This is a genomic window from Flavobacterium sp. WC2416 (genome assembly GCF_041200095.1).
GTDB lineage: Bacteria > Bacteroidota > Bacteroidia > Flavobacteriales > Flavobacteriaceae > Flavobacterium.
On the sequence record NZ_CP165626.1, the window covers coordinates 1,617,749 to 1,634,997 of the forward strand.

The following is a 17,249-nucleotide window of genomic DNA, read 5'->3' on the forward strand; positions in this document are numbered from 1 at the left end:
ACTATATCGTTAATTTTGTTACTAAATCTTCAAATTTACGGACTGTTTCACTCATTGAAACGTCTGATTTTCCTCCTGCAGCGTTACGATGACCACCTCCATTAAAGTGTTCTCTGGCGAATTCATTCACATCAAAATCCCCTTGGGAACGGAAAGATATTTTGATGATTTTTTCTTCTTTATTTTCAATAAAAATAGCCGTAAATACAACTCCTTTTATACTTAATCCGTAGTTTACAATACCTTCCGTATCTCCTTTTACATGTTCAAAAGTGTTTAATTCTTCCTGAGTAAGCGTCGTGTAGGTAGTATGGTGCTCTGTCAATACTTTCATGTTTTGAAGCGCTCTTCCTAACAATTGTAAACGACTGTAAGAGCTGTTTTCAAAGAGTAAATTCGGTATTTTAGTATTTTCAACGCCTAAATCGATTAGATCAGCTACAATACGATGTGTATTTCCAGTAGTTCCTGGAAATCTAAAAGAACCTGAGTCAGTTAAAATTCCAGTATAGATGCAAGTTCCAATTGTTTTATCAATAGCTTCTTTTTTGTCTAAAAAAACAATGAAGTTATATAGCATTTCACAAGTAGACCCAAATGAAGTATCAGAATAAGTGACTGTTGCATAATTATCTGGTTTTTGATGATGGTCAATCATGATGAATGGCGCTTTCATCTCTGCTAGTACTTTTTCCATTTCTGATCCTACACGGTGTAATGCGTTGAAGTCCAATGTGAATATCAAATCGGCTTCTTCCAGTATTTTAGTGCAGTTTTCTTTGTCTTTTTCAAATATTTTAACGGTTTCAGACCCAGGAAGCCAAGCTAGAAAATCGGGAAATTCATTTGGTGCAATTACTACTGGTTGGTGATTATTTTTTAATAAAAAATGATACAAACCTAAAGTTGAACCCATAGCATCTCCGTCAGGACCTCTGTGTGGGATGATTGCTATCTTTTTTGGTGTTGCCAATAGTATTTGTACTGCTTGAATGTCTTGTGTTTTCATAGTTTGCGAAATTACATTTTTTTAATGTAAAGTTTTTAATCATTTGCAATTTAACATGCTTTTTAGATATTAGAAATTATCTAAATTTCTTCTTTTAAATTTTTCGTACAAATGATATTTAGGTCCTTTGACTATTTGGGAATGGTAGATGCCTATAGGACCTGATGCGAAATAGGCTATAAAACAAGCAAGTCCAATGTATATACCGCTTTCTACTCCAAAAAGTTCCATACCCATAACGGTACAAGCTATTGGAGTGTGTGTTGCTCCCGAGAAAACAGCTACAAATCCCATTCCAGCCAAAAGTGCTATGGGTAGTGGTACAAAAAGGGATAAAGTGCTCCCTAATGTGGCACCTATAAAGAAAAGTGGGGTAACTTCACCGCCTTTGAATCCTGCCCCTAGAGTAAATCCTGTAAATAAAATTTTCAGTAAAAAGTCATAATATTCACTTGGTTTTGAAAAGGACTCAACAATAATAGGAACTCCTAAACCCAAGTATTTTGTTGTACTGATGAAATACATAGCCACCGCAAAAAGGAGTCCGCCTACAAAAGGACGTAGTGGTGGGTATGGTATTGTTTTCGAAAATAAATTTCCCCAAAAATGCGTGCTTCTCGAAAAAAGCATGGCTGCAAGTCCAAACAAAATACTTATTGGAATGATCCAAAGCAGTTTTTCAAACCCAAAGTCGGGAGTGATAGGAATAGAATAATGCGTATGTTTTACGTCCCATAATTCTACTGTAAAGTAAGCAAGGAAAGCCACTAGGAAAGACAAAACAATACTTTTGGATGTAATTTTACTAAAATATAATACTTCTAAAGCAAATATTGCACCTGCTAATGGTGTTCCAAAAACGGAGGCAAAACCCGCGCTAATTCCTAATATAATTAATGTTTTTCTTTCGGCTGGCTCGAGTTTAAAGATTTTGGTAAATTGGTCGGCAATAGAACCTCCCATTTGAACCGCCGTTCCTTCACGTCCTGCTGAACCACCAAAAAGATGGGTTACAATAGTTCCAAAAAGTACAAAAGGCGCCATTTTTAATGGAATGGTCTTTTTAGGTGTCTCGTATTCTTCTAGCAATAAATTATTGCCTCGCACCACTGATGCTCCATAATAATGATACAAAAGACCAATAAGTAAACCGCCGATTGGTAAAAGCCAAATAATCCAGCTATTTTGTTCTCTATATTGTGCTGCCCATTCTAAAGAAACTAATAGTAGAGCTGAGGCTGAACCAGAGAAAAAGCCTATCAGGATACAAATGAGAATCCATTTGAGACCGAGCACAATTATTTTTTTAATTTTTTCTAAATTCATGCGTTTAAATAGAAAGATTGTAATGCTTTATTTTGCTAAAGTATTACAATCCTTTTAAATTATGCTGTTTTTAAGCAAGTACAGCAGTAAACTCTATTTCAACAAGGTATTCTGGTGCCACTAATTTGCTTATTTCGTAAAAACCTGTAGTTGGTTTTACATCTTTAAAAAAGGCTGCATGCGCTGTAGCAACCGCTTCAAATGTTGTGATGTCAGTGGTAAATATTCGAGTACGAATCACATCTTTCATACTTGCATTTAGGTCTTCTAAAACTTTTTCTACTCTTTCAAGAATATTGAATGTTTGTGCATAGGCATCCGTTGCGGTTACTTTTTCATCATCTACAATAGCTACTGTACCTGAAACTTCAATGATGTTTCCAATGCGTACCGCACGACAGTAACCCATTTTATCTTCCCAAGGAGAGCCTGTTAATATGTTTTCTCTTTTCATTTTATTCGTTTTTTATTGTTGATTTCTACTCAATTTAAATTTTGGTATATTTTTTGCAATTTATAAAAATATAGTAAAGTAAAAAACACTGATTTTATATAAAATGTTCGTTTTTAATAAAATGTTTTTTTGCTTGAAAAAGTAATATTTATTAAAATTTATAGTTATAAATAGGAGTTTATAATTAGAGGTTGCCGATTTTATAAAGTGGTTTTAATTTAAAAAGAAATGATGAATAATAATAAAATTTTTTTGAATCAAATTTTTCTCTTTCTTTTCCTTTTAGGGATGATTTTTAATGGATACTCGCAGGAAGAATTTAGCACAAAGTTTAAAGCGATTCCTCCTAAGGCTAAAGATTTGAAAGTAAAACCAGTAGTCCCATCAATTCCGGGACCACCTAAAGTATTGCCTTATTTTGCTACTGCAATACCAGAAAATAATTTTAAAGTACCTAAAAGTAATGTTATTGTAGCTTCTGAAGCCTACAGAAGAAATCAAGATTTAGGCGTTTATAAAACGAGTTCTAAAACGGCAAGAGTACAATATCGTGATGGAGCTTATGTCGATGGGGATAGAATAAGGATTTATGTAAATTATAAGGTTATAGATTATGATGTCCTTTTGGATGGTAACTTTAAAGTATTTGATGTAAAACTTGAAAAAGGAACTAATAGAATCGATTTTGAGGCATTAAATGAAGGTTTTGCTCCACCTAATACAGCCGAATTTCAAGTGTATGACGATAAAGGGAAGTTAATTTCGTCTAGCCAATGGAACATAGGTATTGGATATATGGCTACTATAATCATAAACAAAGAATAAGTACATTTTTTATATAAAAGATAGGTTTTGAAAGCATTATTTAAGATTGATTAGGTTAAATTTTTTTTAATGTTCGCTCGAGGTTTTGTTTTCTAAATAGAAAGCTTGGTATATTTGTGGCATCTCAATATTTAGAGTAATTAAAACAAAGTGGTATAATATGAAGCAGGTATTACTGGCAATTATGATGTGTTTTGCAATAAACGGCTATTCTCAAATGGAGTTTAGTTCTAAGTTTAAGGCAATACCACCTTTGGATACAGGTATTAAAGCTAAAAAAGCTGCACCAGTAACAGTGGCTCCTCCAGATATTTTAGCACCTAATCTATTTAAAAAACCAGAATCCAAACTGCCTAGTACCAATTTTAAAATTGGTGATCCTGATCCCATTTCGATGACTAGAACTAATGATTTTGTAAATCCAGGTGATGAAGTAAGAGATAAATTGAATAAAAGTATTGATAAATCATTAGTCAATAATGGATTAAAAGAAGATACTTCTTATTTAAATGAAAAGGACTTAAGTTTTGGAATTATTCGTACGAAATCTAAAAACTTAGTGATTCGAGTAAGAGATTATGGCGCTATTGATGGCGATTTAATAAAAGCCACTATTATACAAAATTATAAGAGTACGGTTCTAGCCAATAATTTATACTTAGAAGGCAATTTAAAAGATATTAAAATCGAACTTCAAGAGGGATTGAATTATCTAGAGTTGGAAGCCCTGAATCGTGGAGCCTTAGGTGGGAATACGGGCGCTTTTTATATTTATGACAACGACGGAAACTTGTTATTGTCTGACTTGTGGAATAATTTTGATACAGGAGTCAAGTCTAAATTTACATTTATAAAAGAATAAGAGTCGGTCTTTGTCCTTTTTAAATTAAAAAGGATCAGCTGTTACTTGGAATTTCATATCTGCTTTAACTGTTATATCTGTAGTTAAAGATTCTTTAATGACAGCTTCAGTTCTTAATTTATAGCTGGATGCCTTGATATATTTATCTAATTTTTCAGAAGTTGGTGTTAGCATTATTGTGTTTGTGGTAGCGTTGACATTATCTAAATAAGCTAATTCTACTTCATCATTTGCATCCGTTGAAATATAGATGTGTATTGATTTTAAAAAGCTAAATGTTTTATTGGTTGGATCTGTTATACTTAGTTTCAATTCTTTTAACTTAACGTCTTTTACTAAGTTAGCTTTCGTGTTATTATTATCAAATTGGGCACTTGAGTTGGTCGGAACATCTGGTGTAACGATGCCGCTTGCCACATTAAGTGGGAAATTACTAGCGATTTTAAACTCAGTTTGGTTTGAAACGGTAAAAGTGAGTAGGTTGTCAATTACACTGCATGAAAAAACAACTAAGGACAATAGAGCGATAACGGTATATGATTTTATTTTCATCTTCTTTTTAAATTTGGGTCACATACTCAAAGTGTATTTTGAATAAATAGGTTGAATGTATGATTGGCAAATATACTATATTAAATACAGAAAGTTCTTTAATGAAGCAGGAGCGTTTTTTGTGTTTAAATACTTTTTGATCGTGCTTTTCATTAGTAGTTCTAAAATTACTATTTCGGCTTGTAAATAGTGCAATAAAGTTTGTTGTAAAAAAAAAATAAATATTTTTCAAATTTCAATTTTTCAATTCCGAATATAAAAAGTATTTTTGCGCATGCAACACAACGTACTTATTTTAGATTTCGGATCGCAATATACTCAACTTATTGCGCGTAGAGTTCGCGAATTAAATATATTCTGCGAAATTTTCCCATACAATCATTTTCCGAGTGATTTATCAAGTTATAAAGCCGTAATTCTAGGTGGAAGCCCATTTTCTGTTAGAGGAGAAGACGCTCCACATCCTGATTTATCTCAAATCAGAGGAAAATTACCCATGTTAGCCGTTTGTTACGGTGCGCAATATTTAGCACACTTTAGTGGTGGTGAAGTAGCAGCATCAAATACGAGAGAATATGGTAGAGCTAATTTATCTTATATAAAAGAAGAAGAAGTTTTCTTTGATGGAGTTGACCTTAACAGTCAGGTTTGGATGAGTCATAGCGACAGTATTAAAAGATTACCTACTAATGGAGTGAAGCTTGCTAGTACACATGATGTGGAATTTGCAGCGTACAAGATTGAAGGTGAAACTACTTACGCAATACAGTATCACCCTGAGGTTTTTCATTCTACTGATGGATCAAAAATGTTAGAGAATTTCTTGGTTAAAATAGCTGATGTTCCTCAAAATTTCACACCAAATGCTTTTGTAGAGGAAATGGTTGCAGAATTGAAAGAGAAATTACAAGATGACAAAGTAGTCCTTGGACTTTCTGGAGGAGTAGATTCAACTGTAGCAGCTGTTTTATTACATCAAGCTATTGGTAAAAACCTATACTGTATTTTTGTAAATAACGGATTGCTTCGCAAAAATGAATTCCAAAGCGTATTAGATCAATACAAAGGAATGGGATTGAATGTTAAAGGGGTAGATTCTGGTGATCGTTTCTTGTCAGAATTGGCAGGAGTTAGTGATCCAGAAACCAAACGTAAAATTATCGGAAGGGTTTTTATCGAAGTTTTTGATGATGAGTCACATCTTATTGAAGACGTAAAATGGTTAGCACAAGGAACAATTTATCCGGATGTAATTGAATCAGTTTCGGTAAAAGGACCTTCAGCTACCATTAAATCGCATCATAATGTAGGTGGATTACCTGACTATATGAAATTGAAAATTGTAGAACCGCTTCGTATGCTTTTTAAAGATGAAGTGCGTAGAGTAGGTGCATCATTAGGAATTGATCCTGAATTATTAGGAAGACATCCTTTTCCAGGACCAGGATTGTCCATTCGTATTTTAGGAGATATCACTCCTGAAAAAGTACAAATTTTACAAGATGTTGATAAAGTCTTCATTGACGGACTAAAATCGTGGGGATTATACGATAAAGTTTGGCAAGCAGGAGCTATTTTGCTTCCGGTGAATAGTGTAGGTGTAATGGGTGATGAGCGTACTTATGAAAAAGTAGTAGCGCTTCGCGCAGTAGAGTCTACAGATGGTATGACTGCTGACTGGGTACACTTGCCTTATGATTTCTTAATGAAAGTGTCAAATGATATTATTAATAAAGTAAAAGGGGTAAATAGAGTGGTATATGATATTAGCTCAAAGCCACCAGCAACTATAGAATGGGAATAAAATGTAGCGTTTTTGGTTTGTAAGAATCATTAATTTTACTATTATTATAAAGACGGTATCAGATTTTGGAATAAAATTTGATACCGTTTTCTTATCTTTGAAACAATAATTTTATAAATAAGAATAATGAAATATTTTTTAGCGATTTGTATTACTATTTTAATGTCTGTTAATTCTATTTCTTCCCAAGAAAAAGCAATTACACATAAAGTAGAAAAAGGAGAGACGATAAGCCAAATTGCACAAAAATATCAAGTGACTCCATTTGATATCTATCAACTAAATCCAGATGCACAAAGCGGATTAAAGCCAAACAGTGTTTTGCTAATTCCAAAAAAATCTGGAGCTAAAATAGTTGAGATTAAAAGTAATCCTATTAATTCTAATGTAAAAGGACCAACAGGTGTAACGCATGAAGTGACTCCTAAAGAAACTTTATATGGAATTGAAAAAAAATATGGTGTCTCTGACGAAGATTTAAAAAAGGCCAATCCTTTTATTGAGAAAGAGGGTTTGCAAATAGGACAAGTGTTAACGATTCCTTCGAAAAATAGTGTGAAAAATTCGGTTGTCAATAAAGTGGCAACAGTAACTCAAGAGAAGTACGTGTATCATGATGTACTCGCAAAAGAAACTAAATACTCCATTGCTAAACAATATGGAATTTCAATTGCAGAATTAGAAAAACGCAATCCCGAAGTAGTATCTAATTTGCCAATTGGGTATCGATTAATAATTAAAGGGACTGCTCCAAAAGTAATGGAGCAAGCGGATTTAAAAAAGGAAACAAAGGAAGTTAAAAAAGAAATTGTAAAGCAAATTCCAATAGCAACTTCGACGGAGGTTAAGTACTCCACTTATGAAGTACAGCCTAAAGAAACACTTTATAGCTTATCTAAAACTTATGGGATGAGTCAGGAAGAGTTTGTTGCTCTTAATCCGGAACTGAAAAATGGAGTTGAAATTGGGATGATTTTAAAAGTTCCAGTTAAAACTTCTCTTGTAAATGAAGAAAGAAAAGAATACGCAGCGTTAACCAAAAATAATAATTTAGGTTATCGTAAAAGAATGGTTTTGTTATTACCATTTAATATTCCTTTAATTGAAAGTGATACGATCAATTCTAATGCATCTCGTTTGAAGAAGGATAAGTTTTTGAATATGACTTTGGACTTTTATGCAGGCGCATTGATGGCAATTGATTCTGCTAAAACATTAGGACTTCCTTTAGATATCGAGATATACGATTCGCAGGAAACTAAAAATAGCTCAAATGTAGCTTCAATTATCAAAAAGAACAATCTTGAAACGGCCAATGCAATTATTGGTCCTTTTTATCAAAGTAATGCTGAAATTGCTGCTCAGTTATTGAGTGTAAATAACATTCCAGTGATTTCTCCACTTTCAAAAGATGTTGGAAACCCGTATGCTAATTTATATCAAACAATTCCAACTAGTGAAGTGATAAAAAACACCATGTTTGATTATATGAGAGCGCATAATGGAAATATTATGGCGGTTGTAGATAAGAAAAAGGAATCCATAGTTCAATATATCAAAGAATACCAAAAAGACGTTCCATTTGTAGCTTTCAAAGAAAATGGAAGCGTGTCTGGAGAAAGTTTGAAAAGCATGCTACAGAAAGGAAAGATGAATTATGTAGTTATGGAAACTGGAAATACATGGATGATAAAAACGACTATCGCAGCAATGGTAGGTTCTATGTCTGATTATCAGGTTCAATTGGTAATATTAGAGCCTAATGAAACGTTGGATACAGATGAAATTAAGTTTGCCAATTTGATTAAGTTGAAACTAATGTATCCATCAGTGACTCGAGATGATGAGACTCCAGGTGGTATTGTTTTTGAAAAAGAATTTAAAAAAATAAATTCCATTTATCCTAGTGATTATGCTACTCGTGGATTTGATGTGACTTTTGATACGATGATGCGATTGGTTCAAAATAAAACTTTTGAGGAAACGGTAAATTCAGCAGCAACTAAACAAATTGAGAATAAGTTTGAGTATTATAAAAAAGAAGATGGTGGTTATACCAACAAAGGTGTTTTCATAATGTACTACGATTCCGATTTAACAATAAAAGAAGCAAACTAATGACATCAAAAGTAACCTATTTGGGTGATTTAAGGACAGTATCAATTCATTTGCAATCTGGAAGTGAAATTGTTTCGGACGCACCTATAGATAATAATGGAAAAGGAGAAGCTTTTTCGCCAACAGACACAGTAGCTAATGCGTTGGCAAGTTGCATGATGACTGTGATGGGTATAAAAGCGCGTGATTTGAATGTCGATTTGACAGGATCTACTGCAGAAGTAACTAAAATTATGAATGCCGAACCAAGAAGAATTGGAGCAATCGAAATAATTTTTCATATGAATGTCGATGCGGATCAAAAAAACAAAACTATTTTAGAAAGAACGGCGATGACATGTCCTGTTTTTCTAAGTTTGAATGTTGAAATAGAGAAGCGAATTACTTTTAACTGGAAATAAAAAGAAATGTAAAGTGGAAGTTAAGATGCACGAGGTTTAGCGCTTTTGGCATCTTAACTTTTGCTTTTTTTTCTAAGTTTAAAAAATGGATAAAAATCAAGAACAACTGATTAAGCTCGCTCATACTAAAATGCCTTTTGGTAAATATGAAGGAAGATATCTGATAAATTTACCAGAATATTATGTGGTTTGGTATCATAATAAAGGATTTCCAAAAGGAGAATTAGGAGAGCAATTAAAACTAATTTACGAGATAAAATTGAATGGGTTAGAAGAATTGATACTAAATATTAAAAAAAGATATCCAAAACAGCGTTAATTTCTTAAATTAATGCTGTTTTTATTTTTAAATAACGACGTTAAACAATTGTCAATTTTCCAAATTATCTCATTTCTAAATTAGTATTTTCTCAATATATAATCGTATTTTTGCCAAGTTTTTTACACAACTACAATACAAACAACAACATAATGAATCAAACAAAATATATTTTTGTTACAGGAGGTGTGACTTCTTCCTTAGGAAAAGGAATTATTGCAGCATCTTTAGCAAAACTGTTACAAGCAAGAGGATATAGGACAACTATTCAAAAGTTTGATCCTTACTTAAATGTTGACCCAGGAACATTAAATCCTTATGAACATGGGGAGTGTTATGTAACGGATGATGGAGCAGAAACAGATTTGGATTTAGGTCATTATGAGCGTTTTTTAAATGTTCCTACTTCTCAGGCGAATAATGTCACTACGGGAAGAATTTATCTTTCGGTTATTGAAAAAGAAAGAAGAGGAGAATTTCTAGGTAAAACAGTACAAGTAGTACCTCATATTACCAATGAAATTAAAGATAGAATGCAATTACTTGGTAAAACAGGTGATTTTGATATAGTTATCACTGAAATTGGTGGTACTGTTGGAGATATTGAATCCTTACCATATATTGAGTCTGTTCGTCAGTTAGTTTGGGATATGGGAGAGCATAATGCTATTGTTATTCATTTAACTTTGGTGCCTTATTTAGCTGCTGCTGGGGAATTGAAAACAAAACCTACACAGCATTCCGTAAAAACATTGATGGAAAGCGGAATAAAAGCGGATATTTTAGTTTGTAGAACGGAACATGAAATTTCGGATGAAATTCGTAATAAATTGGCTTTATTTTGTAATGTAAAAAGAGAAGCAGTTATTCAATCAATTGATGCTTCTACTATTTATGAAGTTCCTAATTTAATGCTAGAAGAAGGACTTGATGTTGTAGCCTTAAAAAAATTAGATTTGCCTAAAAAAGCAGCTCCAGACTTGAAAAACTGGAATACTTTTTTACGTAGAATAAAAAATCCAAAACATACTGTAAATATTGGTTTGATTGGGAAATATGTAGAAATGCAAGATTGTTACAAATCAATTTTGGAAGCTTTTATTCATTCAGGTGCTGCCAATGAAACTAAAGTGAACGTTATTTCTATCCATTCGGAATATATAGATGCTTCAAATGTAAATGAAAAATTCAAAGACCTTGATGCTATATTAGTAGCTCCAGGATTTGGGGAAAGAGGAATTGAAGGTAAAATTGCAGCAGTTCAATATGCACGTGAAAATAAAATGCCTTTCTTCGGGATTTGTTTAGGAATGCAAATGGCAGTAATCGAATATTCAAGAAATATTTTAGGTTATGCTGATGCAAATTCAACAGAGATGAATGAACAAACCACACATCCTGTGGTGAATTTAATGGAAGAGCAGAAAAATGTTACTGACAAAGGAGGGACAATGCGTCTGGGAGCTTGGAAATGTGATATTAAGCCTAATACTTTGGCACATAAAATCTATGGTCAAACTACAATATCAGAACGTCACCGTCACCGTTACGAATACAATAGTGCGTATGTAAATGTTTTGCATGAGGCAGGATTAAAAGCTTCTGGAGTGAATCCAGATACAGGTTTGGTAGAAATTATAGAATTAGAAGATCATCCTTTTTTTATTGGAGTACAGTACCATCCAGAATATAAAAGTACGGTAGCTAACCCACATCCACTTTTTGTGAATTTTGTGGCAGCGGCTGTAAAAGCAAGTAAAAAATAATATTCAACAACCAGTTTGATTGTTGTATCAATAATTAAACACAAGAATACTAATTCTAATTGTTGCGAGTTGCTATAAGCACTCAAAACATTAAACTTTGAACAAAAATTATAATGGAAGAAAAAAAATTTGATCCTAATTCGATAATTGGTTTTATATTGATATTTGGGATATTAATATGGATAATGTATAACAATCAGCCATCTGAAAAAGATATTGCGGCAGAAAAAGCCAAAAAAGAGTTGGTTGTAAAAGAAGCTAAATCCAAAGAAGATGCTTCAAAAACGATTACAGTTCCAGCAACTGTGGCGGTTGGAGATACACTACAAATGGCTCAATTGCAAAAGTCATTAGGGAATTTTGCTTATTCTGCAGCACTTCCTTCAGCTAAAGAAGCTTATACAACTATCGAAAATAAATTAGTAATACTAAAAATTGCTAATAAGGGTGGATATATTGTTGAAGCAACCTTAAAGAATTTTGAAAAATTTAAAAAAGGTTCTGGAGAATTGGTGAAGTTGATTAAAGACAATAATGCCAATTTAAATATTCAGTTGTTTACAAGTGATAATCATACTTTAAATACTAAGGATTTATATTTTGAACCAACTTTGACAAAAAATGGGGAAGACCAAATTTTGACAATGCGTTTGAAATCAGCTGACGACCAATATTTAGAATATAAATATGTTTTGAAAGCCGATAATTACATGTTGGATTTTGATATTCAATCTCAAGGATTGAGTAAAGTATTGAATACATCAAAACCATTAAATTTAGAGTGGGATTTAAAAGGGTATACTAATGAAAAAAGTATAACTACTGAAAACCGTTATTCTGAGATGTACTATGAGCATGAAGATGGTAAGAGTAATTATATGGGTTCTGGTAAAGATAAAACAGAAACTGTTGAAGGTGTTTCTTATATCGCCTACAAACAACATTTCTTTTCTTCTATTTTATTGACTAGCACTCCTTTTGAAAAAGCGGAATTGTATTCTAATAATTTGGTTGGTGGTGATAATGTTGATACAACTTACACCAAACAATTTAAAGCAACTGTTCCATTGGCTTTTAAAAATGGAGAAATTGACCAGAAAATGAATTGGTACTATGGTCCAACAGATTATAAATTGTTGAAATCGTACGATCGTAATTTAGAAGATATTGTTGCATTAGGATGGGGAATTTTCGGTTGGATTAACCGTCATGCTTTTATTCCAATGTTTGGTTTCTTGACTTTGTTCTTACAACAAGGTTGGGCGATTGTATTGTTTACAATATTAGTCAAACTGGTAATGTCTCCTATAACCTATAAATCATTTTTGTCACAAGCAAAAATGAAAGTATTGAGACCGGAAATTGCTGAATTGGGGGAGAAATTTAAAAAAGACCCAATGAAAAAACAGCAAGAAACAATGAAGTTGTATAATAAAGCAGGCGTAAACCCAATGGCCGGTTGTGTACCAGGTTTATTGCAAATGCCAGTATTCTATGCATTGTTTCAGTTTTTCCCTTCGGCAATCAGTTTAAGACAAAAAGGGTTCCTTTGGGCAGATGATTTATCGTCTTATGACTCTGTTTATGAATTACCGTTTCATATTCCAGCTTATGGGAATCATATTAGTTTGTTTCCAATATTAGCTTCTATTGCTATTTTCTTTTATATGAAAATGACAACTGGAGATCAACAAATGGCAGCTCCTCAACAAGAAGGGATGCCAGATATGGCTAAAATGATGAAAGTGATGATTTATATTTCACCATTAATGATGTTGCTTTTCTTCAATAATTATGCAGCTGGACTGAGTTTGTACTATTTTATATCTAACTCTATTACAATTGGAATTATGCTTGTAATTAAGAATTATATCATTGATAGTGATAAAATTCACGCTCAAATTCAAGAAAACAAATTGAAAGAGCCCAAAAAACAAGGTAAGTTTCAAAGAAAACTGCAAGAAGTTATGGCACAACAAGAAGCTATTAAAGCAGAACAAAAAAAGAAATAATTTAAGTTTAAAAAAAATCTCGTTAATTCGGGATTTTTTTATTTTAAATGTAATTTTAATTTCACGGAAACGTTAGTATTAAAAAAGTATTTATGAAAGTATTTTATAAGATAGGATTATTGGCTTTGCTTTTATTGAATGTTTTTTTACTTCAAGCACAATCCAATGTGTTGGATGCAAATGGGAAAAAGCAAGGAGTCTGGAAAGGCATTTATGAAGAGTCTAAAAGACCAAGATATGAAGGAAGTTTTTCCCATGGAAAAGAAGTAGGACTTTTTAAGTTTTTTGATGACACTAAACTAGGTTCTGTAATTGCTACGAGAGAATTCAATTCTAAAGACAATGGAGCTTATACTATTTTTTACGATCAAAAAAACAACAAAGTAAGCGAAGGTAATGTCATTAATAAATTATATGAAGGCTCATGGAAATATTACCATCAGGCATCAGATAAGATTATGACAACCGAAAATTATAAAAAAGGGAAATTGGAAGGAGTGAGAAGTGTATATTATCTCAGTGGTAAAATCGCTGAAGAAGCTTTTTATGTTGCCAATTTTAAAGATGGAAATTATAAGAAATATTCTGAAAACGGAATTGTTCTTGAAGAATCCGTTTATAAGAATAATGAATATAATGGCTTGGCTATTTTTAAAGACCCTGATGGATCTGTAGTTTCAAAAGGACAATTTATCAATGGAAAAAAAACAGGTGTTTGGCAGTTTTTTGAAAAAGGAAAAGGAGTCAAAGAAGTAAATATGAGTGCTACTCAAAGTGCTCCAAAAGCCAAGCGCAATTAACTTTACGTTGGAACTAATACTGTAATAAAACTTTGTAACTTTGCAGTCTTATAAAATTAATAAAGATTTTGAAATGAAACGTGTTGTAGTAGGACTTTCTGGAGGTGTGGATTCAAGTGTTGCGGCTTATTTGCTGCAAAAACAAGGATATGAAGTGATTGGTCTTTTTATGAAGAATTGGCATGATGACTCCGTTACTATTTCTAATGAGTGCCCATGGCTTGAAGACAGTAACGATGCATTACTAGTGGCTGAAAAACTAGGAATCCCTTTTCAAACTGTAGATTTAAGTGAAGAATACCAAGAAAAGATCGTTGACTATATGTTTAGCGAATATGAAAAAGGACGTACTCCAAATCCAGATGTACTTTGCAATCGCGAAATAAAATTTGACGTTTTTATGAAAATTGCTCTAAGTCTTGGGGCTGATTATGTAGCTACTGGACATTATTGCAAAAAGAATGAAATAGAAGTGCATGGAGAAACCGTTTATCAATTATTAGCGGGTGCTGATAATAATAAAGATCAATCTTATTTTCTTTGTCAATTATCACAAGAGCAATTAGCCAAATCGTTATTTCCTATAGGGGAGCTAACGAAGCCTGAAGTACGAGAAATTGCTGCCGAAATGGAACTAGTTACGGCTGAAAAGAAAGATTCTCAAGGGTTATGTTTCATTGGGAAAGTACGTTTGCCTGAATTTTTGCAACAAAAATTGCAGCCAAAAGAGGGAACAATAATTCAGATTGATAAAAATGATTCTATTTATAATTTTAATGAACAAGAAGAACTATCCCTTGAAGAAAAATTAATAATAGCTTCTAATAAAATTCATTACACTCCAGAAATGGGTAAAATAGTTGGAAAACATCAAGGCGCACATTATTTTACCATTGGGCAACGCAAAGGATTAAATGTAGGAGGAACAACTGATCCCTTATTTATAATTGCAACAAATGTAGAGACCAATACAATTTATACGGGTTTAAGCAGCCAGCATCCTGGTTTGTTTAGGAAAGGACTGTTTATCGAAAAAGAAGAAGTACATTGGATTCGTAATGATTTGGCATTGGCCAATGGAGAATCGATGGAAGTGATGGCAAGAATACGGTACAGACAACCATTACAAAAAGCAGTATTGCATCAATTTGAAAATGGGATGTATGTGTCTTTTGAAGATCCACAATCCGCAATAACGGAAGGTCAATTTGCAGCTTGGTATATTGGAGATGAATTAGTTGGTTCGGGAGTTATTTCTTAGCTTGCTGTTTTATTTTTGAGATTGTTAAAAAAAAAACTATTACCAGAAGATATTTATTTCAATACGTTTTCTTGATTCTAATTGTTAACTATGAAAAAGCTTTGTTTATTCTTCTTTTTATTTCTGACTACATTCGCTTTTTCTCAAGAGGATGCTTGGGTGTACTTTAATGCCAAAGCAAATTCACAGTCGTATTATGAATCTCCTTTGCTGATGCTCTCTCAAAGAGCTTTGGATAGGAGGACAAATCAAAATATTGCGTTGGACTTCATGGATATTCCAATGAATAAAGACTTTGTAAGCCAAGTTAAATTGGTTTCCGGAATTACTGTAATGGCTAAATCTAAATGGTTAAATGCGATTCATGTTCGTGGAACTCAAACAGCAATAAACTCAATAAAAGATTTTGCTTTTGTAGACAAAGTTGATTTTGCAAACAAAACATTAAATCTAGGTGCTAAGACTGTTAAAGCTGAAAAGCTAGCAAAGGTAACTAGCGTTAAAGAGCAAAGTAAAACGAAGAGAATTAAAGCTGATTATACTTACGGAACATCGGCAAATCAAATACAAATGGTGAATGGACAGCTTTTACATCAGCAAAATTTTACTGGTTCAGGTAAAATAATTGCCATTATGGATGCTGGTTATCCAGGAGTGGATTCAGCCTTGCCTTTTCAAAGATTAAAAGATAACAATCAAATACTAGGAGGGTATAATTTTGTATCGAGGAGCGAAAATTTTTATACAGGAAATTCACACGGAACCTCGGTGCTCTCCACAATGGGAGGATATAAAGAAAATGCTTTAGTTGGTACTGCCCCTGATGCATCCTATTATTTATTTATTACAGAAGATACCACTTCAGAAAATCCTATCGAGGAATCTCTTTGGGTTGAAGCGGCAGAAAAAGCGGATAGTTTGGGAGTTGATGTAATTAATACTTCATTGGGTTATTTTGAATTTGATAATCCAACCTATAATCATACTTATAGTGAAATGAATGGCACGACTACTTTCATGTCTCGCGGAGCCGAAATAGCCTTTAGTAGAGGGATGATAGTTGTTACGGCTGCAGGCAATGAAGGAGGAACTAGAAATCCCTATATTGCAGTCCCAGCTGATGCTGTTTCAGTGCTTGCTGTTGGTGCTGTAAATGCAACGGAGGTTAGGGCTTCTTTTAGTTCTATTGGCCCCTCTTTTGATGGGCGAATAAAACCAGATGTTATGGCACAAGGTGTTTCGACAGTTTTATCAGATGAATTTGGTAATATAATTACTTCAAATGGCACCTCTTTTTCCAGTCCTATAATGGCAGGAATAATAGCGAGTTTTTGGCAAGCATTTCCTAATAAAACCAATAAAGAAATTCGACAATTAATTCTTGAATCTGCAGATCGATTTACCAATCCAACAAATCAATATGGTTATGGAATACCTGATTTTAGTTTAGCTTTGAATAAAGGAACGCTAAATGTAAATCAATTTTCTACTACTAGTTTTGTACTGTATCCCAATCCAACAACTGATTTTGTTACGGTTTCATTTCCTGAAAGTTTTAATAAAGGAAAAGTAATTATTTATACTTTTTCCGGTCAAAAGATTCTAGAAAGAGACCTGAGTGCAAATTCAGATTCCATTTCATTACATTCTTTAAGTAATGGAGTTTACATTTATAAAATAGAATCGGATGGTTTTTCAAAGATGGGTAAAATTATAAAGCAGTAACATTTAATCTACTAA

The 17,249-nt window shown here is 32.9% G+C and carries 15 protein-coding genes; 11 read left to right on the forward strand and 4 right to left on the reverse strand.

Annotation, left to right across the window (positions count from 1 at the left end; translation table 11 throughout):
* Position 1: 1 nt before the first annotated feature.
* The 3 genes from AB3G39_RS06845 to AB3G39_RS06855 all read right to left on the reverse strand — a co-directional run bounded on the left by AB3G39_RS06845 (position 2) and on the right by AB3G39_RS06855 (position 2,789).
* On the reverse strand, positions 2–1,009 hold the full coding sequence (locus AB3G39_RS06845) for a bifunctional oligoribonuclease/PAP phosphatase NrnA (RefSeq protein WP_369769777.1): 1,008 nt from the start codon (positions 1,007–1,009) through the stop codon (positions 2–4).
* 69 nt (positions 1,010–1,078) lie between these two features.
* A complete protein-coding gene (locus tag AB3G39_RS06850; RefSeq protein WP_369764646.1) occupies positions 1,079–2,335 on the reverse strand; it encodes a voltage-gated chloride channel family protein in 1,257 nt (418 codons plus the stop codon).
* A 70-nt stretch (positions 2,336–2,405) separates the two neighbouring features.
* A complete protein-coding gene (locus tag AB3G39_RS06855; RefSeq protein ID WP_369769778.1) occupies positions 2,406–2,789 on the reverse strand; it encodes a RidA family protein in 384 nt (127 codons plus the stop codon).
* 228 nt (positions 2,790–3,017) lie between these two features.
* Here AB3G39_RS06855 and AB3G39_RS06860 point away from each other — a divergent pair, with 228 nt between their 5' ends.
* Together AB3G39_RS06860 and AB3G39_RS06865 are read left to right on the forward strand one after the other, a co-directional pair.
* Positions 3,018–3,614: a hypothetical protein gene (locus tag AB3G39_RS06860; protein WP_369769779.1), complete on the forward strand. Its 597-nt coding sequence runs from the start codon at positions 3,018–3,020 to the stop codon at positions 3,612–3,614.
* 160 nt (positions 3,615–3,774) lie between these two features.
* Positions 3,775–4,476, forward strand: coding sequence for a hypothetical protein (locus AB3G39_RS06865; RefSeq protein WP_367771350.1), 702 nt, complete (start codon positions 3,775–3,777; stop codon positions 4,474–4,476).
* A 24-nt stretch (positions 4,477–4,500) separates the two neighbouring features.
* Here AB3G39_RS06865 and AB3G39_RS06870 read toward each other — a convergent pair whose 3' ends face one another.
* Positions 4,501–5,028 (reverse strand): hypothetical protein, encoded by a 528-nt coding sequence (locus AB3G39_RS06870; RefSeq protein WP_367771348.1) that lies wholly within the window; start codon positions 5,026–5,028, stop codon positions 4,501–4,503.
* A 274-nt stretch (positions 5,029–5,302) separates the two neighbouring features.
* Between AB3G39_RS06870 and guaA the strand changes: the two genes are divergently transcribed.
* The 9 genes from guaA to AB3G39_RS06915 all read left to right on the forward strand — a co-directional run bounded on the left by guaA (position 5,303) and on the right by AB3G39_RS06915 (position 17,234).
* A complete protein-coding gene (gene guaA / locus AB3G39_RS06875; RefSeq protein ID WP_369769780.1) occupies positions 5,303–6,832 on the forward strand; it encodes a glutamine-hydrolyzing GMP synthase in 1,530 nt (509 codons plus the stop codon).
* Positions 6,833–6,958: 126 nt separating this feature from the next.
* Complete coding sequence (locus AB3G39_RS06880) at positions 6,959–8,950, forward strand: LysM peptidoglycan-binding domain-containing protein (protein WP_369769781.1); 1,992 nt, start codon at positions 6,959–6,961, stop codon at positions 8,948–8,950.
* Positions 8,950–9,351 carry an OsmC family protein gene (locus AB3G39_RS06885; RefSeq protein ID WP_367771342.1) on the forward strand — a complete coding sequence of 134 codons (402 nt, stop codon included), beginning with the start codon at positions 8,950–8,952 and terminating at the stop codon, positions 9,349–9,351. Before AB3G39_RS06880 ends, AB3G39_RS06885 begins: the two co-directional genes overlap by 1 nt.
* A gap of 85 nt (positions 9,352–9,436) precedes the next feature.
* The gene (locus AB3G39_RS06890) at positions 9,437–9,670 is read left to right on the forward strand and encodes a DUF3820 family protein (RefSeq protein ID WP_367754496.1); all 234 of its coding nucleotides are present in this window, start codon (positions 9,437–9,439) and stop codon (positions 9,668–9,670) included.
* Positions 9,671–9,822: 152 nt separating this feature from the next.
* Positions 9,823–11,436 (forward strand): CTP synthase, encoded by a 1,614-nt coding sequence (locus AB3G39_RS06895; protein WP_367754494.1) that lies wholly within the window; start codon positions 9,823–9,825, stop codon positions 11,434–11,436.
* Between the two features lie 113 nt (positions 11,437–11,549).
* Positions 11,550–13,448 carry a membrane protein insertase YidC gene (yidC, locus tag AB3G39_RS06900; RefSeq protein ID WP_367754492.1) on the forward strand — a complete coding sequence of 633 codons (1,899 nt, stop codon included), beginning with the start codon at positions 11,550–11,552 and terminating at the stop codon, positions 13,446–13,448.
* 92 nt (positions 13,449–13,540) lie between these two features.
* A complete protein-coding gene (locus tag AB3G39_RS06905; RefSeq protein ID WP_369764651.1) occupies positions 13,541–14,248 on the forward strand; it encodes a toxin-antitoxin system YwqK family antitoxin in 708 nt (235 codons plus the stop codon).
* A 73-nt stretch (positions 14,249–14,321) separates the two neighbouring features.
* The gene (gene mnmA, locus AB3G39_RS06910) at positions 14,322–15,509 is read left to right on the forward strand and encodes a tRNA 2-thiouridine(34) synthase MnmA (RefSeq protein WP_369752327.1); all 1,188 of its coding nucleotides are present in this window, start codon (positions 14,322–14,324) and stop codon (positions 15,507–15,509) included.
* Between the two features lie 90 nt (positions 15,510–15,599).
* Positions 15,600–17,234, forward strand: a complete 1,635-nt coding sequence (locus AB3G39_RS06915) for a S8 family serine peptidase (protein WP_369769782.1) — start codon at positions 15,600–15,602, stop codon at positions 17,232–17,234.
* Positions 17,235–17,249 lie beyond the last annotated feature (15 nt).